16 protein-coding genes are annotated in these 25042 nt (G+C 49.3%); 13 read left to right on the plus strand and 3 right to left on the minus strand.

Translation table 11 applies throughout. The features are described 5' to 3' along the window. Positions 1–96: 96 nt before the first annotated feature. The 3 genes from WBJ53_RS17405 to cobA form a co-directional block, all read right to left on the minus strand. Entirely contained in the window at positions 97–1398 is a 1302-nt protein-coding gene (locus tag WBJ53_RS17405) for a NarK family nitrate/nitrite MFS transporter (RefSeq protein ID WP_338868388.1), read from the minus strand. A gap of 98 nt (positions 1399–1496) precedes the next feature. After that, positions 1497–3032, minus strand: a complete 1536-nt coding sequence (locus WBJ53_RS17410; protein WP_338877203.1) for an alginate export family protein — start codon at positions 3030–3032, stop codon at positions 1497–1499. Between the two features lie 337 nt (positions 3033–3369). Beyond that, positions 3370–4128, minus strand: coding sequence for a uroporphyrinogen-III C-methyltransferase (gene cobA, locus WBJ53_RS17415; protein WP_338868390.1), 759 nt, complete (start codon positions 4126–4128; stop codon positions 3370–3372). 279 nt (positions 4129–4407) lie between these two features. Here cobA and nirB point away from each other — a divergent pair, with 279 nt between their 5' ends. The 13 genes from nirB (at position 4408) to WBJ53_RS17480 (ending at position 25004) form a co-directional block, all read left to right on the plus strand. Further along, positions 4408–6927, plus strand: a complete 2520-nt coding sequence (gene nirB / locus WBJ53_RS17420) for a nitrite reductase large subunit NirB (RefSeq protein WP_338868392.1) — start codon at positions 4408–4410, stop codon at positions 6925–6927. A 53-nt stretch (positions 6928–6980) separates the two neighbouring features. Then, positions 6981–7334: a nitrite reductase small subunit NirD gene (gene nirD / locus WBJ53_RS17425; RefSeq protein WP_338868394.1), complete on the plus strand. Its 354-nt coding sequence runs from the start codon at positions 6981–6983 to the stop codon at positions 7332–7334. Between the two features lie 108 nt (positions 7335–7442). Next, entirely contained in the window at positions 7443–8921 is a 1479-nt protein-coding gene (locus tag WBJ53_RS17430) for an ATP-binding protein (protein WP_338868396.1), read from the plus strand. 88 nt (positions 8922–9009) lie between these two features. After that, complete coding sequence (locus WBJ53_RS17435) at positions 9010–9690, plus strand: response regulator transcription factor (protein ID WP_338868398.1); 681 nt, start codon at positions 9010–9012, stop codon at positions 9688–9690. 226 nt (positions 9691–9916) lie between these two features. After that, positions 9917–13273, plus strand: coding sequence for a fibronectin type III domain-containing protein (locus tag WBJ53_RS17440; protein ID WP_338868400.1), 3357 nt, complete (start codon positions 9917–9919; stop codon positions 13271–13273). A 194-nt stretch (positions 13274–13467) separates the two neighbouring features. Next, complete coding sequence (locus WBJ53_RS17445; protein ID WP_338868402.1) at positions 13468–14091, plus strand: TetR/AcrR family transcriptional regulator; 624 nt, start codon at positions 13468–13470, stop codon at positions 14089–14091. Between the two features lie 86 nt (positions 14092–14177). After that, positions 14178–15494 (plus strand): TolC family protein, encoded by a 1317-nt coding sequence (locus WBJ53_RS17450; RefSeq protein ID WP_338868404.1) that lies wholly within the window; start codon positions 14178–14180, stop codon positions 15492–15494. 135 nt (positions 15495–15629) lie between these two features. Beyond that, entirely contained in the window at positions 15630–16679 is a 1050-nt protein-coding gene (locus WBJ53_RS17455) for an efflux RND transporter periplasmic adaptor subunit (RefSeq protein ID WP_338868406.1), read from the plus strand. Positions 16680–16840: 161 nt separating this feature from the next. Then, the gene (locus tag WBJ53_RS17460; RefSeq protein WP_338868408.1) at positions 16841–19984 is read left to right on the plus strand and encodes an efflux RND transporter permease subunit; all 3144 of its coding nucleotides are present in this window, start codon (positions 16841–16843) and stop codon (positions 19982–19984) included. Positions 19985–20092: 108 nt separating this feature from the next. Further along, a complete protein-coding gene (locus WBJ53_RS17465) occupies positions 20093–20338 on the plus strand; it encodes an acyl carrier protein (RefSeq protein WP_338868410.1) in 246 nt (81 codons plus the stop codon). Between the two features lie 190 nt (positions 20339–20528). After that, complete coding sequence (locus tag WBJ53_RS17470) at positions 20529–21503, plus strand: lipid A deacylase LpxR family protein (protein WP_338868412.1); 975 nt, start codon at positions 20529–20531, stop codon at positions 21501–21503. A 67-nt stretch (positions 21504–21570) separates the two neighbouring features. Further along, positions 21571–22896 carry an adenylate/guanylate cyclase domain-containing protein gene (locus WBJ53_RS17475; protein ID WP_338868414.1) on the plus strand — a complete coding sequence of 442 codons (1326 nt, stop codon included), beginning with the start codon at positions 21571–21573 and terminating at the stop codon, positions 22894–22896. A 107-nt stretch (positions 22897–23003) separates the two neighbouring features. After that, a complete protein-coding gene (locus tag WBJ53_RS17480) occupies positions 23004–25004 on the plus strand; it encodes an SUMF1/EgtB/PvdO family nonheme iron enzyme (RefSeq protein ID WP_338868416.1) in 2001 nt (666 codons plus the stop codon). The last annotated feature ends 38 nt before the right edge of the window (positions 25005–25042 follow it).

Genomic DNA, 25042 nt, shown 5'->3' on the forward strand with positions numbered 1-25042 from the left:
AGTGTAGACTGAAAAGTGAAGAATAGCTCCGCACCAGTTAAATTATTCTTCACTTTTCAGTCTACACTCTTCACTAAAAAACTCTTTACTAAAAAATTAAGCAGTTTGTAATTCGGCTTCGGCGGGTTCGGATACGGTAGCTTTACCGAAGTTGACCAGGAATAAAATCAGTCCGACAACGGCAACGGTAACGCCGATATAGAAAAATGCCTGTCCGTAGCTGATCGACTGCGATTTGAAGAGGAAACCCATCAGCATTCCGCCGACATTACCACCTGCGCCAACAATCCCGGAAATAAGACCAACCGCTTTCGGATTGACAAAAGGCACGATAGCATAGGTACCTCCATTCGACATTTTCAGGAACAGCGCAAATGTCAGCATCGACATAATAGCCAGCGGCAGATTACCCGCTTGAGCGAACAGGATAATCCCAACACCTTCCAGCAGCAACAGACCCGCCAGTAGCACACCTTTACCCCGCATACCATAGTTATTACCTACTTTATCGGCTACTATACCACCAAGCGCACGGGCAAAAATGTTCATAAACCCGAACAGCATGGCCCAGAACCCGGCTTCGGTTTCATCCATTTTAAAGTTGTCGAAAAAGTACAGCGCAGCTACACCATCAAAGGTGATTTCCATACCGAAGCAGCACCCGTAGGCCAGTGCCAGCGCCCATACCCGAATGTCGGCGCAGGCTTCCCAAAAACTCACCTTATCTTTTGGGTGAGCTGAACGCTCTATTTCGTCGAAGTTACCGTTGGGTGTGTCGGTCGTATATCGGTAGTACAAAACCGCCATGACCAGCATCATAACACCGGGCACAATCATAGCCAGCCGCCAGGCTTCGGGTTTCGTATAGCCAAAACCCACAATCGTTGCCATAATAACCGGCATAGCTAACTGAGTAATCCCTCCGCCCAGATTACCCCAGCCCCCCGTGAGGGCATTGGCCGTTCCCTTCACGTTAGGCGCAAACATCATGGAGGTATGATATTGAGTGATCACAAACGATGCTCCAATGGTACCGATAGCCAACCGAAACAACAGGAACGTGGTGTAATCGTGAGCCAGTCCTACGAGCATTACGGGTAGCGAACCCAACACCAGCAATGCGGTGTAGGTTTTGCGCGGCCCCCAGGTATCACACAGCTTACCAACCAGCAGTCGGGCAAAGATTGTGGCCGAAACAGCAGCTATGATGATATTACCTACCTGCGGTTTAGTTAGCCCCAGATCGGCCCGAACGGCGGGCATGAGCGGGGCCAGGCCGAACCATCCAAAGAAGCAGACAAAAAAGGTTAGCCAGGTGATGTGAAACGTTCGCATCTGAACACCTTTGAGGCTGAAAATAGTCAGTTTATCTAATGGCTTGTTGGCGACTGCGTTCATGGTTCAATTTTTGTTTTAGCGTGAAATGAGGTAATTGGGTTGATTTAAATCGCCAGAGTAGGGATAGACCTCCGGCGAATTTTCTGGAATACAGGGTCTTATTTGCCAGCCTTCTTAGCGAAGAAATCCGGGCGGATATTGATCATCAGATAGCCCCAGGTCCCCACCTTATCGTTCTGGTTCATGGTTCCCTGTTTGGCATATTCGAGCGTATTGGTCCCATTCATAATGGCATAACCGGCTTCGAGTGTCGTAAACTGGTTCAGACTGTAAGTTGCCGTCAGGTCGTATTCCATACCAAGTTTTGGGCTTAACACCGATCCGGCTGGCGCATCGGGCATCTTGTTGTATGTAGTAGCAGCCAATGCCAGATAGTGCGTATCGAAGGAAGCAGAAAGCCGTTTTCCAGCATACTTGACTTTCAGAAAAGCATCCTTCAATCCACCCGTCGGGGAGCCAGTTCCGGCATAGAAGTAATCCATAAGCCCCCAGAATTTGTGCGGTGTACCATAGAGCGGATCGAAACGACTCGTTTGTCCAGTCTGCGCAGTGGCAGCGTTGGTTCCCGACAGTACCTCATAGCCCGGCCCAAAGCTCAAAGGCCCTTTCTGAAGCATAAGGTTAGCACCAAAGTGATAGGCCTTTTTGATTTGGAGCCCGTCGCGGTCGTTACCGCCCTGACCATAGGCAAAAGCCTGCCATGCTACCTTTCCGGCTTTTCCCGTCAGCATAGCGCCATACGTTATTCGCGAATTTACGCCCGACACATCATAACGGCGGCCATATACGTAGCCCGTCGTGATGGTACCAATCGAGTCGGTCCGGTATTTCTGAAAGTCGTCTTTGAAAAACAAGGCCGAGAGCTTAGTTTGCCGGGATGCTAAACGGCCAAACGTACGGGTGACATACAGCATCTGAAACGACTTGAATTGCTGATTTTGCCCATTGGTACTTACTGCATTGGCCACCACTGGAGCGCCCCCTTTTCCATTGGTGGGAAGAAACCCGGCCGGAATCGTCAGGCTAACATTCCGGGTCGATAGCGCCGAGGCTGGCACATTAGCAGGTGTATAATAGGTACCGGTTACGCCAAAGGCATCGGTATTCTGGTTAAAGCCAACCCCTACATCTACAGCCCACCCTTTGTGCTGGGCTTTTAGCAGTGCGGCATCGAACCGGCGAGCCTGCTGAAGCCAGTCCAGATTGCCGATCAGCCGCGAATCGTCATAAACCATTTCCTGCCGACCAATTTTCAGCGACAGAAAGTCGATTGGCCTGAATTTTATGGTTGTATCGGCCCGGTTAATCAGTGCAATATCGGCCCAGGCTTCATGAACCATCAGCCGATTGCCATCGGTGCTCGAAATCGTGGAAGCATCCTGCCCCCATACGCGAACATCCTGAACAGCCAGGTTAAACGTGATCCGGTCCCATTTGTAACCAAATGTCAGCCGGGCACGTTGCGAGGTAAAAGCAGCCATTGGCTTATCTTTTAGGGGCAAATTGCCAACGCCATGCCGAAGTTCGGTACGGGTGCGGAGCTGACCAACCAGCGAGATCTGCGCATGGAGTTGCCCAAAAAAGCCCAATAGTAATGCAACCAAAAGCGAAAATCGCGTAAGGAAAGGTTTCATCATGAAACGGATTAAATCAAGAAAATGAATCGTATAGACGCGCAGTAGACCTAACCACCGGGAGGTGATCGACATCAGTCAGTTAGCAACGAAAGAAGCGAAGGCCGGGGCCCGGCAAAGCGGTGTTTTTATTAACCCGCACCCCAGAAGCGAAGAAAGCCGGTTTGCTTTACGAATTTTTTTTCATTTTCTTTGATGCGTTTGTGTTATACATAGACAACCCTGTTTGGCCGATCCAAAGGTGCCCCCACACCGGATCGGCTTTTTTTGTTTACAGTTTTCGGTGCGCTGCTTTTCCAGGACAGTTGCAGATAGGTGAAGCACCATAAACTGTAAACTAACTACACCATCCGGCCGTCTGAAGACAAACGGACAGATACGACTGATGAAGCGCCACGACGTCCCCGATGATCAGCACAGCGGGCGCCCCCACGCCCTGCTCTGCTGCTAATTCGGGAATATTCCAGACCTGGCCCACCACGCACTGCTCATCGGTACGTGTACCGTTTTGCACAACTGCCATCGGCAAATGACCGCGTCCGGCCTCGCAATAGAGTGTGCATATCTCCTGTAATTTACTCATGCCCATTAACACAACAACCGTCGCTTTCGACTGAACTGCCAGCCGCAGATCATCGGAAAGAGTACCATTACGGGTTGTGCCGGTAATTACCCAAAAACTTTCGCTTACCCCCCGGCTCGTTACGGGAATTCCCTGCGATGCAGGTACGGCAATGCTGCTCGATACCCCCGGTATCACTTCGCACGGAATGCCGTACTGCCGGGCATACTCAAACTCGTCAAAGCCACGCCCAAAAACGTAGGAATCTCCTCCCTTAAGCCGTACAACATGCCCGTTTTCCAGTGCCATGCGTACAATCAGCGCGTTGATCTCAGCCTGCGTATACGACAGTTTTCCGGCTCGTTTGCCAACATACAATTTAACCGATTGCTCTGGAGCGAACTCCAATAACGCATCATTGGCCAGATCGTCATACAGCACCACATCGGCCTGGCGCAAGGCTCGCATACCTTTTATGGTAATTAATTCAGCATCGCCGGGACCCGCCCCCACAAGTGTAAGCTTTGGCTGCATCTGCCTTTCAGTTTAAGTGTCAAATAGTAGTATTATACTATTTATAATGATTTTCCACTATTCACAATTTATAGCCCAAAAGTAGGTATCAAATTCTTAAAAACAAGCTTTTAACCAAAAAATAAGTTTAAGTTTTAACTACTTACAGAATATTTCAATAGGATTTACTAAAAATAGGTTCTACTTTTGACTTGACCTTATATGGGGATAGAAGGTCAATTTATTAGATAAATACAATAACAAAACAGGGTTTTCATATTATTATAGTTACAATTAACTATGAACACAAGCACAACTGTACGTGTCGTTGTTATTGGCAATGGCATGGTTGGCTTTAAGTTCTGCGAGAAACTTATAGCCAGAAAAAAAAATGAACATCAGTTCGCCCTGACAGTTTTTGGCGAAGAACCACGAGTGGCCTACGATCGCGTTCACCTGAGCGCCTATTTCGATGGCAAAACCGCTGACGACCTGACCCTTGCCCCTCCCGACTGGTATGCGGCCAATGGTATCCAGCTTTATCTGACCGATCCGGTCGTTGCTATTGACCGCGACAGAAAAGAGGTACGCTCCCATCATGGCCTTGTAGTGCCTTATGACTATTTAATAGTGGCCACCGGTTCTGGTGCCTTTGTACCACCCGTTGCCGGAGTTGAAAAAGATGGTGTATTTGTTTATCGCACCATCGAAGACCTTGATCTCATTCAATCATACGCGCGCAAGGCCTCGCGGGGAGCCGTGCTGGGTGGTGGTTTGCTGGGCCTCGAAGCAGCCAAAGCACTGCTCGACCTGGGACTCGCCGAAGCCCATGTCGTTGAGTTTGCGCCACGGCTCATGCCCCGGCAAATTGACGAGGCCGGTTCCGGAATTCTCCAGAGTCAGCTAGAATCGCTGGGGCTCTCGATCCATTTATCGAAAAGTACTCAGCAAATTACGGGCGACGACACTATAACTGGAATGCAGTTTGCCGATGGTTCGCATCTCGCTGTCGACATGCTGATTATTTCGGCCGGTATCCGTCCGCGTGATGAACTAGCCAAAGCGGCTGGTTTGGATACTCATCCACGCGGAGGCATCCTTGTCAATAATTTCCTGCAAACTTCCGACCCATCCATTTTTGCTATTGGCGAATGCGCTGTTGCTCACCATATGATTTATGGTCTGGTGGCACCAGGGTACGAAATGGCGGATGTAGTTGCCTCCCGACTGATTGGCGATGAAAAAGAGTTTAAGCCGTTCGATATGTCGACCAAGCTAAAACTGATCGGCACCGATGTTGGCAGCTTTGGCGATCCATTTGCGGCTGAGCCTCAATGCCGTACCATTGTTTACGAAAACAAGGTAAAAGGTATTTATAAGCGAATCAACATTTCGCCGGATGGCAAAGAACTGCTGGGCGGCATTCTGGTAGGTGATGCCGAACAATATAATATGCTGCTGCAAACCTGCAAGAACAAAACCATATTGCCGCCCAATCCGGAAGACCTCATTCTTGGCTCGGGGGGGGGCGAAGAGGCTGGCGCGGGTGTTATGAGCCTACCCGACGATGCACTGATCTGCTCCTGCGAAGCGATCACAAAAGCTACACTCTGCCACGAAATCGGCGAAAATGGTCATACGACGGTCGATGCACTGAAAAAAGCGACCAAAGCCTGCACAGGTTGCGGTGGATGTACGCCACTGGTGAAAGACCTGATCCAGGGTGTACTGAAACAGCAAGGGCACTATGTCCGCAATATCCTCTGCGAACACTTCGAATATACTCGTCAGGAATTGCTGGATCTGGTTAAGATCAATGGACTAAAAACCTTCGGTATGGTGCTCGACCAGTTTGGGCATGGCGATGGTTGTGAAGTCTGCAAACCGGCCATCGCTTCTATTCTGGCCAGTCTCTGGAACGAAAACATTCTGGAACAGGGTCGGTCCACCATTCAGGATTCGAACGACCGCTATCTGGCTAATATTCAGAAAGGTGGAACCTACTCGGTTGTGCCCCGAATTCCGGGCGGAGAAATCACGCCCGACAAACTAATTGTTATTGGGCAGGTGGCCAAAAAATATGGTCTGTACACGAAAATTACGGGTGGTCAGCGGATCGATCTGTTTGGGGCTCATGTTGGTGATTTACCGCTGATTTGGGAAGAGCTGATTGCCGCTGGCTTCGAAAGTGGTCATGCCTACGGAAAATCCTTACGGACCGTGAAAAGCTGCGTTGGCAGTACCTGGTGTCGCTACGGTGTTCAGGATTCGGTATCGTTTGCCATTGAGGTAGAAGAACGCTACAAAGGCGTTCGGTCTCCGCATAAAATCAAGTCGGGCGTTTCGGGCTGTATCCGCGAATGTGCCGAAGCACAGAGCAAAGACTTTGGCATCATTGCTACCGAAAAGGGCTGGAATCTGTATGTGGGTGGCAATGGGGGCTCCAAACCCCAACACGCTCAGTTACTGGCTTCCGACATCGACAAAGAAACCTGCATTCGCTATATCGACCGGTTCCTGATGTTCTATATCAAAACGGCCGATCCGCTCACCCGCACGGCCACCTGGCTCAACAAACTGGACGGGGGCATGAGTTACCTAAAAGCCGTTGTTATCGACGATGTGCTGGGTATTGGTCAGGAGCTGGAAAACGAGATGCAATTGCTGGTCGATACCTTCAAATGCGAATGGACAGCGGTAGTTGAAAACCCAGAACTGCGTAAACGTTTCTCGCACTTCGTAAATGCCCCTGGCCAGAACGATCCTACCATACAATTTGAGCCATTACGCCATCAGAAACGCGCTAAGGAATGGCGTTAATGAGCAACTACCTGCATCAACATCTCTTCTTATTCGAAAAAAGCAGTCAACTCATGGAAGTATTTATTGCACCCAAACACGAAATTACCTGGCATTTGGCCTGCTCAATTGATGCCATTCCAGAAGATGGTGGCGCCTGCGCCATTGTCAATGGCAAACAAATTGCCATTTTCAACTATACCCGCCGGAGCAAATGGTATGCGACCGACAACGAATGTCCACACCGCCAGCAAATGGTATTGTCGCGGGGCATGATTGGCAGCCAGGGCGACGAGCCTAAGGTAGCCTGCCCGTTTCATAAGAAAACCTTTTCGCTTCAGACTGGCCAGTGTCTCAACGACGAATCGTATCAGATTACTACCTATCCTGTTAAAATTGCCAATGGGAAGGTGTATATTGGGATTTGAGCAATTCAGTTGGTTTATGGTTTTCGGCTTACGGTTGCGCTGCTATGGAAGGATTCGTGCTAATGAGTGGAGCTACCGTAAACCATAAACCGTAAACCATAAAGCTCTATGAAGCAACTCGATCAGCAGGTAGCCCGTCGGTTAACCCGATTCTACGTAATGGCCCTTACGGCTCTGGCCTTCTTATCGGTCAGCGGGCTTCTGTTTATCCGCAAAACACTCAGCAATCACTACGACGACGGTCGCGTTGTAAACGTAACGGGTCGCCAGCGGATGTTAAGTCAACGACTTACCAAGCTGGCTTTGTTGCGAACAACGGGCTTGTCGGCGGCAGATACCGTATCGTTCGATTCGCTACTGCATACCTGGAGTCAGACCCATAATCAGTTGCGAAATGGGCTCCTGAACATGGAGAAAACCTATACCGTTCGGAAGAGCAACCGACTGGATAGTATGTTTGCCCAAATCGAGCCTATTTTTCTGTCTCTGCGCCACAGTTTTATTCAGATTCAGCGTCCTGATCTAAGCCCGTCCGAAAAACAAGCCATCCTCAATACCATCCTGCGCGATGAGCTCCCCTTTGTTCAGCAGATGAACGACATTGTTTTTCAGTTCGATACCGAAAGTTTTGAGCGTGTTAAGACGCTCGAACGCATCGAGTGGTTTCTCACTGGTGCAACGCTGCTGACTCTTTTGCTTGAAGCTTTCTTCATTTTCCGACCCGTTGTTGGCTATATTCAAAACATTGTCAGGCGGCTGGCTCATTCCGAAAATGCGTTGCAGGAAGCCAACCTACACCTCGAAATAGCCAATCATGAACTGGAAACTACGAACCAGAATCTGGCAGCCGCCAATCAGAAACTGGTTGATACCCAGCAGGAATTACTCCGAACGACCGCAGAAAAATTTCAATTACAGATTGCTGAAGACACCGTTAGGTCGGCTGCCTTGCTGGAGGGGCAGGAAGAAGAACGCCGACGCTTTGCCCGCGAACTTCACGATGGCATTGGACAGATGCTTACTGGCTTGAAGCTTCATGCCGAAAAAATGAAATCGATCAACTTCCCGGACGAAAAACAACGAATTCGCTTCGACGAATTATGTAGCCTGATTTATGATATAATTCAAACCACCCGCCAAATATCGTACAATCTGATGCCAGCGGTATTGGGAGATTTTGGTTTAGGCGCTACCTTGCAATTACTAGCCGAACAAACCGCCCGTTCATCGGGGCTTACGATTATTTTTGATGGCAACCGGGAATCTGTTCGACTAAGCCCCTCCACCGAAATCGGCCTGTATCGCATTGCGCAGGAGGCACTTAACAATGCAATAAAGTACGCGCAAGCGCAAACTATCCGCATCTCCTTACTACAGAGTCAGGATAATCTTGCGCTCACGATAGAAGATGACGGTAAAGGATTTTCGACCAAAAAAGGGACAAAAACCGACCAATTACTTTCGGGAACGAGTGGCATAGAAAATATGCGTACCCGCGCCCGATTGCTCAATGGCTCGCTAACCATTACGTCGAAGCCTAAAAAAGGAACAAAAGTTTTGGTAACTATCATGGTTTGCGGTTTATAGTTTACGGTATGCCTGGAAGGATTCGTGCTAATAAGCGGAACTACCGTAAACTGAAAACTATAAGCTGGCAACTATAAACTGAACCACCATGTCGATTCGCATACTGATTGCCGATGATCATTCTGTTGTACGAAAGGGGATTCGTATGCTGCTGGAAGATGAAACAGATATTCAGATTGTGGGCGAAGCCGCCGATGGCGATGAAGCCATTGATCAGGTGGCGGCCAATAAGCCTGATGTTCTGCTTCTGGATATTACGATGCCCCGCATGTCGGGTATTGATGCGCTGAAAGTTGTTTCGCAACAGTTTCCGAAGGTTCGAACACTGCTGTTCAGTATGCACAACAATCCCGATTATATCCTGAAAGCCGTTCAAAATGGGGCAGCGGGTTATCTTCTGAAAGATAGTAGCCAGGAAGAAATCCTGAAAGCCATTCATACCGTTACGGCTGGCGAGCTGTACTATCCGCCCAATGCATCCTCGGTCATTATCCGTCAGCTTGTAATTCCTACAATTGATAACTCCCAACACCAGGAGACGGCATACATACCCCGCACAGCCTCCTCGGTCTGGAATAAAATCACTTCGCGGGAGGCCCAGATTTTAACCTGCCTGATCGATGGCATGAGCAGCCCCGAAATAGCTGAACAATTCGGAATCAGTGCCAATACGGTTGCTAACCAGCGGGCCAGCATCCTGCGCAAAGCAGGGGTTAAAAATACCGTCGACCTGATTCGGCTGGCCCTGGAAGAAAAAAACCAGCGCTGACTACCCCTAATCTCCTTCTTCTGATCAATCCTCTCAGGTGGCACTATTGCCTTTTTGTAATGCGTTAGGTAAAACTGTATGCATTCTACTGCATATATCCGCTAATTTGCACCCCGATCATTCGTTCATTTCGATTACCAAAAGAAAAAGCTTTCCTTTTGGTAATGTAACGTTTATAGCAGATTTTTGACTTTCAATTGGGATTATTCAATTTAATATATAAAATATGACAAAATTATACTACAAGTTTCTGTTTTGGGGTATTTTATATATTTTTCTGCATCATTATGCAGCAGCCCAGTCTACCCTGCCTCCAAACCTTCCGCTCTGCGGCACTCCCGACCTGACCCGTGCCCAGGCCCTATCGCTCACGCAGCAGGCAAATGCAGCCCTGCAACGCAAACGGGCAACGGGCGCTACATTTAACACGATTACGTATGTTCCTATCCGTCCGCATATCTTTCGACAGAGTAATGGAACTGGTGGTTTCTCGTTAGCCGATCTTAATCAGGTAATCGCCCTGACCAACAGCTATTATCTGCTCAATGGCTATGGTATTCAGTTCTACTTTGCCGGAACGACCCCGAATTATATCGATGATGATGGCATGTATAACCAGTACAATGGCCAGTCGGTCGATGCCTATGACGCCAATAATGCTTTAAATCAGTATTATGTCCATCAATTTTCTGACTTGGGACTTGGTGGCTATGCCTATTATCCGGCCGATGGTATTTATTCAACCCGATCGTTTATTCTGACTGGCTCCGGCGAATACATTGAAGACTTAGGGAATCGGCTGATCCCTCATGAGTTAGGACACACCTTTAACCTGATCCATACGTTCGGGCAAAATGGCGGGAGCGGTGTACTCGGCTCGGGAACGACTACCGAACTCGTAACCCGGGGAGCCGGAGCCAATTGCCTGACCGATGGCGATCTGGTTTGCGATACGCCCGCCGATCCCTATAATATGACTGGAGCCTACCTCACCTACGTGAATGGCTGTCCGCAATATGACCCGAGCAGTTCGGCACGCGATGCAAACGGTGATGTCTATACGCCATCCATCACCAACATTATGTCGTACTACTTTCCGTGTACGCACGATTTCACGCCGGGCCAATTCGATCGCATACAGGCTGGTCTGGCCCTGCGCCAGTCACATACGACCTATACGCTTAATGCTCCAGCAACCGCAATGACTGCGCCCAGTAACCTGACAGCCAGTTATAACGGCCTAAGCGTCACTCTAAACTGGCAGGACAACTCCAGCAACGAAATGGGCTATTTTATCGAGCGTTCGCTGGTTTCCAACGCGGGTTTTACGCCAATTGGCGGTGTTGCGCCCAACGTAACTACATTTACGGATACAAAGGCAAGTGCCAATGTCACGTATTATTATCGAATCCGCCCTTCGAACACAACCACCGGTAGCCTCAGCATACCCGTTTCTATTACCACCACACCTCCTACCGTAACCGGTCTTACCACCACGAACATAACCGGCTCATCGGCCCAACTAAACTGGAATATTCTGGATAGTGACATTACCTACGATGTTCAGTGGAGAGCCGCCGGCACTACAACCTGGAACACGTTGTCCAATATATTCGGCAACAGTTATTACCTATATAACCTCCAGCCAAGCACCGCCTATGAATGGCAGGTAAAAGTATCGTCGAGCGATACGTATTCAGGGCCCCTTATATTTTCTACTACCTGCCCAACCCCATCCTTTCCGTCCAGCTACCCCTATCGTAGTACAGCTCAACTGTATTGGTCATCGTATGTAAATCAGACCTTTACCATACAGTGGCGGCAGCAGGGAAATTCAGCCTGGAATACCATTACGGGTTTAACGTCGTCGTATTATTCACTTACCGGACTTACCTCTTCCACTGTGTATGAGTGGCAGGTTCAGGGTGTTTGTTCAACTACTGCCACCACCGACTATACCAGCCCGCAGTCATTCACGACTAAGTCGTGCGATATACCAACAACACCTACAAGTTCTTACATAGGTATATCAACAGCCCGGGTTTACTGGTACACCTCCTACTATGATTCTGACAGAACCTACGAAGTTCGCTACCGCCCTGTCAATACCATCAACTGGACAACTATCAGCAGCCTTACGGCAACTACTTCGAGCCTGACAGGTCTAACGAATAACACTCAATATGAATGGCAGGTAAGGAGTGTTTGCGGCCCCAGCGAAAGTTCCGACTTTACTACACTCGCCACGTTTACAACGAGTTGCGTTATCCCATACGGTTTATATGGGAATCCGACAGCAACAAGTGCTTTCATCAGTTGGTCTGCGAACTATGTTGAACCAGGGGCAACTTATGAAATACAATTCAGACCTACCGGGTCACAGACCTGGTCAACAGTGAGCAATCCATCTACTTACACATCACTAACTGGTCTTGCTACAAACACAACCTACGAGTGGCGGGTTAGAACCATTTGTTCCGTCTCCGAACAATCCGACTATTCCAGTATAAACACATTTACAACTGGCTGCAAAACACCCGACACGAACTTAGTATCGATCAGCGATTTGTCGTCGGCGTCGGTGCAACTTAACTGGTATCTGACCAGCGACCCCGGCACATTATTCGACATTCGGTATCGACCGGTCGGCTCGGCCAACTGGACAACAGTCAGCAGTGTAACGGCAACCACGTCGAACGGATCGTATCGACTTACGGGATTGACCAACAACACAACCTACGAATGGCAGATTAGAACCGTCTGTTCGCCCAATCAACAATCAGATTACACGCAAAGTCTGCAGTTTACAACCCAGTGTGTAATTCCTTATTCGCTTTACACCAATACGCTGGTTACCGCAGCAACATTGACCTGGAATAATTTTGGACCCGATGTAACGTATGATGTACAATATCAGCAATCGGGAACAAATTCCTGGACAACGTTGACCAACCTAACATCCAACACGGTTGCCATAACAGGCCTTACAGGAAGTACAGGCTATGAATGGAAAGTTCGCAGTCATTGCAACGACGGTACCTATACCGACTATTCATACGTAAGCTATTTCTACACGAACTCCTGCAGCAGTCCATCCTCGCTAACCACAACGGAACAAACCACAACTTCGGCCAAAATCAACTGGTATTTTTATTATGCCAGTGTGGGGACTATGTACGAAGGGCGTTATCGAGTTGTGGGCACTACCGACTGGACGTATCTCGGCAACCTCTCCAGCACCAACGGCTATGGTTATTTCACCATTACGGGCTTAACCCCAACAACTTCGTATGAATGGCAAATCAGAACGCTGTGTTCGGCCAACGAAAGTTCTGCCTTTTCAAATTCGACCTACTTTCAGACCTATAGCCCCTGCAATGGCATGTATACCATCAAAGCAGGTCAATGGGATGATCCGGCAGTATGGTCCTGCAACCGCATCCCAACCAGCACCGACGATGTACAGATCAAACACGTCGTTTCGTTACCCGCCTATTATACCGCTAATGTCCATAAAATTCAGTTCGATATAGGCCAGCAATTAGTATACGCCGTTTACTCCCGATTGAAACTGGGGTTTTAAATTGACTGGCTATTGGCTGTTAGCTATTGACTATTGAACTGGCTCAGAGCTAACAGCCAATAGCCAGTTTAAAACTAATTTACCACAAAACAGTACGAAATCAAGAATTTTAAATATTTGTTTAAAAAAACCATTCAAGAAATTTGTGTGTTAAGAAAGCAACAAATACTTTTGAATGTCAGATGAAAAAAAGCATGAACTGTACCCCTTTTAAATCGACCGAAGAGAAGATACGGGAAGCCGCCAAGCGGGTCTTTCTGGAAAAGGGGTTCGATGGAGCTACCTCGCGGGATATTGCCGATGCCGCGGGTATTAACATTGCACTGACCAACTACTATTTCCGTAGTAAAGAAAAACTGTTTATGAGCATTTTTGAAGAAATGCTTCAGTTGTTCTTCAACGGAATGGTCGATATTATGAACAAACCGATCAGCCTCCGGGAAAAAATTACCGAACTGATCGAACACGATTTTCAGTTGCTGAAGAAAAACCCGAGTCTGGCGATTTTCATTATGAATGAAATTCACCGCGACCCCGATCGGATGGCAAGCAGTCTTGGTGTAATGAAACAGATTCACCACTCGCTGTTCGAAGAGCAGCTTCAGCAGGAAATTAAGCGGGGCAACGTTCGGCCAATCAAAGCCATTCATCTAATGCCGATGATCTTTTGCAACATACAGTTTCTGTTTATTGGCAAGGCCATGCACATGAAAATGTGGCAAATGGATGAGGATGACTTCGAAAAGTTTGCCAACGAACACAAAGCCCTGGTTACCGACATGGTCACCACCTATATTTTTGAATTCGAGAAGGCGTAATCGCCTATTTTTTTATCACTATTTTAAACAAATATTTAAAATTTTTGCTTAGTCCAAGCATTTAAAATAAACGTTTCTTACCGACCATGAAAACCGTTCAATGGTACCTATCGGCCAGTTTGTTACTGGTCTCTTCTCTAGCGAGAGCGCAGAACTTAACGCTTGAACAATTAATAGATAAAGCACTAACTAACAACTATAGTGTGCAATCGTCTAAACTGGATGAATTAAAAACAGAAGCCCAGATTGCCGAAGTGAAAGCAGGGGCCAGACCACAGGTCAACCTAACGGGCGACTACAAACGGTACCTTAAAATTCCGGGGCAGGTTATTCCGGCATCGGTTTTTGGCGGGCCCGAAGGCACCTACTCAGCCGTAGCGTTTGGCCTTCCCTACAACCTCTCAACATCGGTCCAGGCAACCCAACCCATTTATAGTCAATCACTTCTGATTGCCACCAAAGCGGCCAAAGCCAGCCGCGACCTGTCGGCGCTGCAAACCCAGAAGACGAAAGAAGATGTTGCCTACAACGTGTCGGCTACGTACTACAACCTCCAGACAACCGCTCAACAGATCGCTTTTCTGCGTAGCAACCTGGCTGCTACCGAACGTCTGATTCGGATAACAGATCTTCGTCGGCAAAACCAACTGGCGCAGGGTATCGACGTCGACCGGCTCCAACTGAGTAAAACAGCCTCGCAAACCCAGATTGAATCACTTCAGGCAACCTATAATCAGTTGCTTAATTCGCTCAAATACCTCACCGGCACTCCCCAAACCGATTCGTTGCAGGTTCAGACCGCCATTGAAGAAAGTATTCCGGTAGCGCCTGGCAACGAATACACCATCAACCGGACCGATTTACAACTGCTCGATCAGCAAAAGTTGATCAATGGCCTTGAACAACGAAACATTAAAGCCGGTTTTGTGCCATCGGTTTCGGCCTATGGTGTGGCCAACAGTTCGGTATATGCCATTGGGGGCGATAACTCCTACATCAAAAATCTGCCAGGTTACTGGGTAGGGCTTCAATTGAACTGGAACGTATTCGACGGGCTGGCCCGCAAAGCCAAACTCGGTCAGAAACGCATCGACGATCAAAAGCTGGATGTACAAACGCGGCAGGTTCGCGAGTCGATTTCAATGGATATTGCCAATGCCCGCAACAAATTTCTGGTCGAACAACAGAACCTGACAACCAACCGGGGGCAGGTTGCTCTGGCCGAAAAAGTCTATACGCAAACGCAGCTACAGTTTAAGGAAGGTACGGTTGATTTGACCGAAGTAGTACAGGCCGAAAACTCCCTCCGCGATGCACAAAATACATACCTAACCACGCTGGTCAATCTTCGCACGGCCGAACTCGACTGGAAAAAAGCCACTGGCAGTCTGATTAGCCGGTAAGGTAGTCGGTTTACGGTTTACGGTGGCTCCGCTTATTAGCCCGCATCCTTCCAGGGCAGCGCAACGGTAAACCATAAACTGAAAACAGTAAACCGAAAACTGACCCCATACACAAGAATCAACCCGAATAATGTCATGAAACGAATCGTTGTATTACTTGCCATTGTGTCTACGCTGGGACTAACCGCCTGGACACTCATTAACAACAAAAAAGAAGTCGAAGCGAAGGTCTACAAACCCAATCCCGATCAGAAAGTGGGCGTTCGGACTGCCGTTGCCGAACTTCGGAATCTATCGCAGGAATCTGAATTTCTGGGTTCTTTTGCCGCCAATCGTGAAATCGAAATCCGTCCCCAGGCGGGTGGCCAGATCGTTCAGCTTCCAATTGTGGAAGGCCAGTTAGTGGGAGCCGGAAAGCTGATTGCCAAACTGGACGATGAGCAACTCCGTTACCAGATTGAAGGTCTTCAGGTTACGCTGGAAGGCTACCAAAATGACCTTAAGCGCTACGAAAATCTGGTAAAGGGCGATGCCACACCGGCTGTTAATCTGGAACGTACGCAATTAAATATTCGCGCTACGCAGGCCCAGATCAAACAACTTCAGAAGCAACTTGACAACACGACCATTACGGCACCCTTTTCGGGTATCGTTACCGAAAAAATGGTTGAAAAAGGCTCGGTCGTATCCATCGGATCGCCCATTGCCAAGGTTACCGATATTTCGTCGGTGAAGCTGGTAGTCGATGTACCCGAAAAAGCCATAAATCATTTCCGCGTTGGTCAGTCGCTGGCCATTTCGACCGAAGTTTATCCTGATGCTCAGTTTACAGGTCGTGTTACGCTGATTGGTGCTCAGGGCGATGCCGCTCACAATTATCCGGTTGAAATCACCGTCAATAATTCGGGGAAAAATCTGCTGCGGGCTGGTATGTACGGCACCATTGCCAACACCAGTCAGGTGAAAGGGCAAACCCTAACCGTTCCTCGGCAGGCGATCATCGGCTCCGAAAAGCAGCCTCAGGTTTATGTAATCGAAGACGGCAAATCGATTCTAAAGTCGGTTAAAATCGGTGCAACGACCAACGATTATTATGAAATAACGGACGGCCTCAAAGCAGGCGACCGGGTCGTTACAAGTGGTCAGATCAATCTACAAAACGGCACGGCTGTAGTGGCACAATAAATTGAATGATTGAATTAGGCTCCGCCTTTTGAGGATATACCGTGCGAGTAAATACCAACTCGCTACTCAACCGCACGGCGGACCGTCGCAACGGCGAACCGTCGCAACGGCGGAGCCTAATTCAATCATTCAACAACTCAACATTTCAATCATTTACAAATATGAAATTCGTTGAAACGATCATAAAACGCCCCTCACTCATTATCGTACTGTTTGCGATACTGACAATTGGTGGCCTATTTTCATACCGCTTTCTGAGCTACGAACTGTTGCCCGAGTTTTCGGTGCCTATGGTAACCATCACAACGGCCTATCCGGGGGCTGCCCCATCAGAAGTGGAAACGGAAGTCAGCAAGAAAATTGAGGATGCGGTTTCGGGGCTCGATAACCTCGACGATGTGAAAGCCAATTCCTTCGAAAATGCGTCGGTCGTGGTGGTGCAATTTAAACCCGGCACCAACATTGATGCTGCGCTGGAAGACGCACAACGCGAAATCGACAAAATGGTCAGCGATCTGCCCGACGACGCCGAACAACCATCTCTGACAAAAATTTCGCCCAGCGATCAGCCCATCATGCAGTTGCTGGCCACCTCGAACCTTCCTACCGAAGTGTTTTATCAGGAAGTAGAAGACCGGTATCTACCACAGCTTCAGCAGATAAAAGGCGTAGCCGAAATTATGATGGTTGGTGGCGACAAGCGCGAAATCCGCGTTAATGTCAACGACGACAAGCTAAATTATTATGGTCTATCCTTACTTCAGGTATCGCAGGCAATCAATCAGGCCAACCTCGATTTTCCTACGGGAAAAGTGAAAAACACCCGCGAAAACATGACCCTGCGGCTGGCGGGTAAATTTTCGTCGCTGGACGATATTCGGAAACTGGTCATTGCAACACCCAAAGATGGTAGCCCCATTCGAGTGGGTGATGTAGCCACCGTAACCGATGGGTTGACGGAACCAACCAGCATCAGCCGCTACAATGGCCGGGATGGAATTGGCCTCTTCATTAAAAAACAGTCAGACGCCAACGCCGTTGACATTAGCCACTCGGTTCAGGAAAAGCTGGCCCAGATTGAGAAAGATAATGCCAAAGACAACGTTAAATTCGCCATTGCTTACGACAGCAGTGTATTTACGCTGGCATCGGTAGAAGCCGTAACGCACGACCTGATTCTGGCCGTAGGCCTGGTAGCGGTGGTTATGCTTCTGTTCCTGCATAGCTTCCGAAATGCATTCATCGTCATGGTGTCTGTACCGGCCTCGCTGATCTCGGCCTTCCTGTTCATGTTCGTGATGGGCTACTCGCTGAATCTGATGACACTACTGGCCCTTTCGCTGGTAATCGGGATTCTGGTCGACGACTCCATTGTGGTTCTCGAAAACATTCAGCGACACCTCGAAATGGGCAAAAACCGCTGGCGCGCCACGCTCGACGGTGTTAGCGAAATCGGTTTTGCGGCCGTAGCCATCACCCTTGTGATTGTGGTTGTTTTCGTACCCATCACTTTTGTTAGTTCCGTTATTGCCGATTTGCTGCGCCAGTTTTCGCTCACCGTTGCCTTCGCTACCATGGTTAGTTTGCTGGTTAGCTTTACCCTGACACCCTGGCTAACATCTATGCTGGCCAAACTGGAACATCTGAACCCAAAGAACCCTTTCCAGGCGTTCCTGCTCTGGTTCGAGAAAGGACTGACGGCACTGACAAATGGCTATCACCGGAGTCTGGCCTGGGTGCTGGGGCACAAACTGGCTTTCACCGGTATTCTGCTCGCCATTTTCGTTTTCACGGGCTGGGTAATGAGTCTGGGCATTATTGGTTCGGAGTTTGTGGCACAGGGCGATCAGGGTAAATTCCTGCTTACGATGAAGCTGGATAAGAGTGCATCGCTGCAGCAAAACAACCTGACGGCTCGCAGCATCGAAAACTACCTGCGCAAAAAGCCGGAAGTCGAGAGCATTTTCGCCAACGTTGGTGGTGCCAGCACAGGCATGAACAGCACTGGTCAGGGCGAAACCAACCGTACAGAATTAACGGTTCAACTGGCCGACGCCAGCGAACGTCCGGGCCATAAACTTACCGAGCAGTACATGATCGATGTACGGCAGGAACTCGAACATAATTTTCCGGCCGTAGAATTCAGTTCCTCGGTGGTAGGTATGGTTAATTCGGGTTCGGCACCGATCGAGATTTTCCTCAGTGGCGACGACGTAACCCAGAATCTGGCAGCCGCCGAAGAACTGGCCAACCGGATTCGGAAAACACCGGGTGCCAACGACGTGAACGTTTCGGTCGAGTCGGGCAATCCAGAAGTTCGGGTCGACATTGATCGCGAAAAAATGGCCAAGCTGGGCCTTAACATCCAGACGGTGGGCGGTACGCTGCAAAATGCCTTTGCCGGTAACGACGATTCGAAATTTCGGGATGGTGGCGAAGATTACGACATTCGGGTAATGCTCGACGCATTTGATCGGAAAAACCCCGACGACGTAAAAAATATTAACTTTTTCAGCCCAGCAGCCAACCGATCGGTTCGACTGGCCGAGTTTGCCAACGTTACGCTAAGCAATGGTCCATCGCTGCTGGAACGCAAAAACCGCCGGTCGTCAGTAACCGTAACGGCCAACACACTCGGAACGGGTTCGGGCACACTGACAAGCGTGATTCAGGCCGATCTGGCCAAAAACCCACTTCCGGCCGGTGTTACGGTTAGCTGGGGGGGCGATGCCAAAAATCAGAGCGAAGGGTTTGGTTCACTGGGTATTGCCATGCTCGCCGGGTTGATGCTCGTGTATTTCATCATGGTCCTGCTCTACGACAGCTTCGTATATCCGTTTGTGGTGCTATTCTCAGTACCTGTTGCTGTGATTGGAGCTTTACTGGCCCTGGCCCTTAGCTCATCGAACATTGGCATTTTCGCTATGTTGGGTATGCTGATGCTGATTGGTCTGGTGGTGAAAAACGCCATTCTGATCGTTGACTTTGCCAATCAGCAGAAAGCCCAGGGAGTTCCATTCCGGCAGGCCATTCTGCACGCTGGCGAAGAACGGCTCCGTCCGATTCTGATGACGACCATTGCAATGGTCATTGGTATGATTCCCATTGCTACGGCCAGCGGTGCAGGTGCCGAATGGAAAAACTCGCTGGCCTGGGTACTGATTGGGGGGCTGAGCAGTTCGATGGTACTTACCATCTATCTGGTTCCTATGATGTATTACCTTGTCGACCGCATTCAGGAATGGTTCAAAAATCGTTTCCGTAAAGAAAAAGCCGTTGAAACACTGGCCGAAGCGGCAGTGTAGATAGTTTATGGTTACGGTTTATCGTTTATGGTTGCTCCGCACGAGAAGGATGTATGCTGACAGGCGGAGCAATCATAAATTGTAAACCAATTAATCGCTCAACACATCATGACACTAGCAGAGATTAACAATCGTTTACAGGAGATACTCAATGGTATGGGTATCAGCCTCACAGCCTTAACCGATCAGGCAAACTTTATCCGTGATCTTGGCCTCGATTCGCTGGACGTCACGGACCTACTAATACGGGTAGAAACTACTTTTGGTATTCGAATTCCCGACGAGGACTGGTTTTCTCTGCAAACGGTGGGTCAGCTCAAAAATTATTTGCTGGCAGAAGTAAAATTCGATTGATCAAGCGCTCCAACATAGTTATCGATTATGCCTGTCGCTGATGTTTTCTGAACTTGCAGCGACAGGCATACTAGCATTTTTTCGGAAAACTATTGGCTGATTTTCACAAACCTACTACTTTGTAGGCGCGTTTAACTGCTTAGAACCAGCCGTGGTAAAAGTATTTGGCTTGCCCCCAATTGTTCGTTTCATGAATCGCTTAGCGTGCTTATGGCTGGCACTTCTTCTCTGTTTACCAGCGCAGGCGCAACGCAACAGATTGCAACTCATTCGTATCAGCGAAGACAACGATGGTCTTAATACCCAGGGAAAGATCAGCGATCGGGAATATACCAATGGCACCAAAATCGACATCCTTTACACCAAAAACACAAAACCCCGGCTCCTTAGCGCCTTGCTGATACCCATAGCCGCCAGTGCCAACAATATGTATAGCGTTGGCCTGACGCATTTGATGTATACGCCAACTAACATAAAACAGAAAAGCGTTATTAGAAATGATCGCCCCTACACGGCAGTTCTGTATGCCACGCACGGCCTGACGTCTGCCGATTCAGTCCGAAAACAACGGTTAATTACCGAACTGGGATTGGGCGTACTCGGCCGAGCCGCTTTAGGCGAAGAGCTTCAGATTTGGGTTCACCGTCAACTTGGCTTCGATGAACCTCAGGGCTGGCGCTATCAGTTACCAACCGACTTATTGGTAAACTACCTGATTCAGTACGAAAAACAGTTGTTTCAACCGTCGGCCGGGTTGCAGGCTCTGGGGATGATGAGTGCTAATGTTGGCACCCTAAGTAACAATATTAACGCCGGGCTAATGGTTAGAGCAGGACTTCTGGGCAATTATTTCACTAACTTCGAACGGCCGGCTGGCAATCGGTCACCAAGTTACCGGAAACGTCAGCTCTATGCCTTTATGCGCCCTACTCTCCGCTTATTATTGGACGATTCGACCCTACAGGGAGGCTTTTTCACCCGTAGTCGTGCCTATTATGTGCTCAATAACAAGTTGCTTAACCGGTCGGTGGCTCAGTTGGAAGTAGGTGCCGTACTGACACGCAATAGGCTTGGCCTGTCGGTTAGCGAAAAGTTCATATCACCTACCTTCAAAGGTGTGCCATCGCAGGAGGTAGGCAACATAACCCTGTTTTTCGGGCTATGAAGTTCTCTTATTCTTTCCCTGAACGATCTCATACAGTTCATCATCCCATGAAAAAAATATACAGCTTATGTTTAAGCATCATTATCAACGGCCAGTCCTCACCTACTTTCAGCAGGAATTTGAGCAAGAAAGTTTTCGGCGCGAGCGACAACGAGCGGCCGTACTAGCCCTTCTGTTTGCCTCTGGCTTTTTGCTGTATGGTATCACCGTTCCGTTTTCAGGACTGCCCATTGGCGAAGCCGGTGAATACAAACATATTTCCATTCAGGTTGCGGTCTACATGGGCGGTATGTTGGTGTATGAACTTCTGGTCTGGCGAACCCTGGGGCTCATTAGCCGCCGGTTTCCGGGTTCAGCGCTCTCTTACTTCGCAAAATTTGGAAACGCAACGGTAGAAATCACGGTGCTTACCGCAGCCCTTTACATGGTCAGCCGGTCGTTCGACCACCCCATTCTGATGCTGCTGTCGCCCATCGCCTATCTCTATTTTGTGTTCATCACCCTGTCGACACTTCGGCTGAGTGTAGTTGTAGCACTCTGGACAGGCGCACTGGCCGGGCTCGAATTCTATGGCCTGAGTTTATACCTGCTGGAACCCGTTACGACATCGGCTAACGAGTTTAGCTTCTACATGACCCAAACGTTCCCGTATGCCCTTAAAGCACTGATTATGTTGCTGACCGGCGCGGGTGCGGGCTACGTTGCCCGGCAAATTCGACTAAGTATCGAACTGTCTATCGAGCGAACCGAAATGAACGAGCAAATCCGCACGCTGTTCGGCCAACAGGTATCGCCCGAGGTGGTAGAAGCCATTCTGGCGCAGAAAGGCGCACTTGAAGCCAGTCACCGCAAGGTCGCTATTCTGTTTCTCGACATCCGTAATTTCACCCAATTTGCCGATACACACACCCCCGATGAAGTGATTGCTTACCAAAGTGCCTTTTTCGATACGGTTGCAACGGTTATTCGGAACTATGGCGGCATTGTCAATCAGTTTCTGGGCGACGGCTGCATGGCTACCTTTGGTGCTCCGCTCCCACTCGACAACCCCGCCGAACGAGCCGTAGAAGCCGGTCTGGCCATTCTGGACGCGGTGGCAAGTGCCAGTCAGAACGGCACAATTGAACCAACAACGGTTGGCATTGGCATTCAGACGGGCGATGCTGTGGTGGGCAATATCGGTACCGAAACCCGCCAGCAATATAACATTACCGGCACTGTAGTTATCCAGGCATCGCGCATAGAACAACTCAATAAAGAATACAATTCACAGATTCTGGTTAGTCAGGAGGTGATGGACGAACTATCAACAATCAATATCAGTCCACGCCGGGTTGGAGCCACCCATCTGAAAGGCATGAGCAAAGACGTCATGCTCTGGCAATTGGCATAACCTTCACAAGGTTATTTTCTTTAGAACAGTAATTCACCGGCCAGATCGCGTTTTTTAACTGATTTGTAGAAATTCGCAGCTTAATTCATCTGAACGCTCAATCAGCCGTGATCAAACGATTCATCCTCTTCTTTACCTTAACCTCATCCGTTTCATTCGCCCAGACCATCAATTCGGTTGGTATTCGACTCATAACCCTTCCGTCAGGGTCCTTCTATATGGGTTCCGAACGCGATGGCGAAGATGCCGACGAACAGCCTATTCACCGCGTAACCATCAGCAAACCCTTTCTGATGGGCGCAACAGAAGTAACCAACGCCCAATACGAAGCCTTCGACCCATCGCACAAAGCACTTCGGGGAAAGATGGGTTTCTCGAAAGCCGACGACGAAGCTGTTGTGTTCGTCAACTACGATAATGCAGTTGCGTTCTGTAACTGGCTTTCCAGAAAAGAAGGTAAGACATACCGTTTGCCCACCGAAGCCGAATGGGAATATGCCTGTCGAGCCCGCAACCTGTCCGACTACGCAACCGGAGGCAAACTCCCTGCCGAATACCAGAAAAGCCAGCAAACCGATCGTAATCCAGTGGTCGTTTCGCTACAGACAGGCCAGACACCCGCCAACGAATTTGGCCTGCACGATATGCACGGCAATGTTGAAGAATGGTGCTCCGACTGGTATGGAACCTACAAGGCAGGTAACCAAACCGATCCTGTAGGGCGCGCGAGTGGTCTGTATCGGGTAACGCGGGGCGGTAGTCATGGAACGCCCGTCCGCTACCTTCGCTCGGCCAACCGAATGGCAATGATTCCGTCCGACAAAAGCTGGCTGGTCGGGTTTCGGGTTGTTCAGGCCGAGCCTCTCCCTACAGCCCCCCTACCCGCCGAAGCCCCAACGGCAGTGATGCAGCAGGTTTTGCAGAAACCATTTACCTGGAAACCTGTTTCGGCTACGAAGCCTGTTTTTCTGGAACCGATCCGGTATGTAAACAAACCCGAATGCTCATCAGGCGTTCCGTTTTTTACCCACAACCATTGCCCGGCCATTACCTGGTGTGCCAATGGCGATCTGCTGGCCGCCTGGTTCTCCACCAATCAGGAGTCGGGCCGCGAAATGACCATTCTGGCGAGTCGATTGCGGGCCGGTCAGCAGACCTGGGACCAACCGTCAGAGTTTTTCAACGTGCCCGACCGCAACATGACCGGCACGTCGCTCCTGCACGATGGCCAAGGAACCATCTATCATCTGAACGGGGTAGAAACCGACGGCGACTGGCAGAACCTGGCCATGACCGTTCGCGAAAGCCACGACAATGGTGCCACCTGGACAGCCCCGCACTTTGCCGATCCCGAGCATACTAAACGCAATCAGGTTATTGCAGGGCTGTTGCAAACCCGTGAAGGCTGGCTCATTCAGGCAGGTGACGCCGATCCGGGGCCAACGGGCGGAACGGCCATTCATATTAGTAAAGACAAAGGTAAAACCTGGGTTAATCCCTACACCGATCCGCAAAAACCAGACTACAAAAACGGTGCTATGGGCGGTCTGATTGCCGGAATCCATGCTGGAATCGTGCAATTGAATGATGGCAGCCTGCTGGCGCTTGGCCGTAAGGACGATCTGCCTAGCCCCGACGGAACCCCTCGTATGCCCATGAGTATTTCGCACGATATGGGAAAAACCTGGACCTATCAGGCATCTGAATTTCCGCCCGTGTGGAGCGGCCAGCGGCTGGTTCTGTATCGGCTCAACGAAGGCCCTTTGCTCCTGATTTCGTTTACACACCATCCCGACGAAGTTAACCTTCGCAAAAAAGGTATGGAATTTACGGATGCATCGGGGAAACGATTCACCGGCTATGGCATGTATGCAGCTCTATCGTTCGACGATGGCAAAACCTGGCCAGTCAAGAAACTGCTAACCGATGGCCAGTATCGGTATCTGAACGGTGGTGCCTGGACCGGAGCGTTCGAAATGGATTCAACTCATGCCGAACCCAAAGGCTATCTGGCCATCACGCAAACACCCGACAACCTGATTCACCTCGTCAGCAGCAGTCAGCACTACCGGTTTAACCTCGCCTGGCTGAAAGGATTGAATGATTGAACTGTTGAAGAAGAAAAAGAGGCTTAATCTTCAACAAT

This window comes from Spirosoma sp. SC4-14 (assembly GCF_037201965.1).
In the GTDB taxonomy this organism is placed as follows: domain Bacteria; phylum Bacteroidota; class Bacteroidia; order Cytophagales; family Spirosomataceae; genus Spirosoma.

What these genes read in the sequence shown, in the direction of transcription:
- WBJ53_RS17405 (WP_338868388.1), bottom strand. Translation starts at nt 1,398, where the DNA reads ATGAACGCAGTCGCCAACAAGCCATTAGATAAACTGACTATTTTCAGC.
- WBJ53_RS17410 (WP_338877203.1), bottom strand. Translation starts at nt 3,032, where the DNA reads ATGAAACCTTTCCTTACGCGATTTTCGCTTTTGGTTGCATTACTATTG.
- cobA (WP_338868390.1), bottom strand. Translation starts at nt 4,128, where the DNA reads ATGCAGCCAAAGCTTACACTTGTGGGGGCGGGTCCCGGCGATGCTGAA.
- nirB (WP_338868392.1), top strand. Translation starts at nt 4,408, where the DNA reads ATGAACACAAGCACAACTGTACGTGTCGTTGTTATTGGCAATGGCATG.
- nirD (WP_338868394.1), top strand. Translation starts at nt 6,981, where the DNA reads ATGGAAGTATTTATTGCACCCAAACACGAAATTACCTGGCATTTGGCC.
- WBJ53_RS17430 (WP_338868396.1), top strand. Translation starts at nt 7,443, where the DNA reads ATGAAGCAACTCGATCAGCAGGTAGCCCGTCGGTTAACCCGATTCTAC.
- WBJ53_RS17435 (WP_338868398.1), top strand. Translation starts at nt 9,010, where the DNA reads ATGTCGATTCGCATACTGATTGCCGATGATCATTCTGTTGTACGAAAG.
- WBJ53_RS17440 (WP_338868400.1), top strand. Translation starts at nt 9,917, where the DNA reads ATGACAAAATTATACTACAAGTTTCTGTTTTGGGGTATTTTATATATT.
- WBJ53_RS17445 (WP_338868402.1), top strand. Translation starts at nt 13,468, where the DNA reads ATGAACTGTACCCCTTTTAAATCGACCGAAGAGAAGATACGGGAAGCC.
- WBJ53_RS17450 (WP_338868404.1), top strand. Translation starts at nt 14,178, where the DNA reads ATGAAAACCGTTCAATGGTACCTATCGGCCAGTTTGTTACTGGTCTCT.
- WBJ53_RS17455 (WP_338868406.1), top strand. Translation starts at nt 15,630, where the DNA reads ATGAAACGAATCGTTGTATTACTTGCCATTGTGTCTACGCTGGGACTA.
- WBJ53_RS17460 (WP_338868408.1), top strand. Translation starts at nt 16,841, where the DNA reads ATGAAATTCGTTGAAACGATCATAAAACGCCCCTCACTCATTATCGTA.
- WBJ53_RS17465 (WP_338868410.1), top strand. Translation starts at nt 20,093, where the DNA reads ATGACACTAGCAGAGATTAACAATCGTTTACAGGAGATACTCAATGGT.
- WBJ53_RS17470 (WP_338868412.1), top strand. Translation starts at nt 20,529, where the DNA reads ATGAATCGCTTAGCGTGCTTATGGCTGGCACTTCTTCTCTGTTTACCA.
- WBJ53_RS17475 (WP_338868414.1), top strand. Translation starts at nt 21,571, where the DNA reads ATGTTTAAGCATCATTATCAACGGCCAGTCCTCACCTACTTTCAGCAG.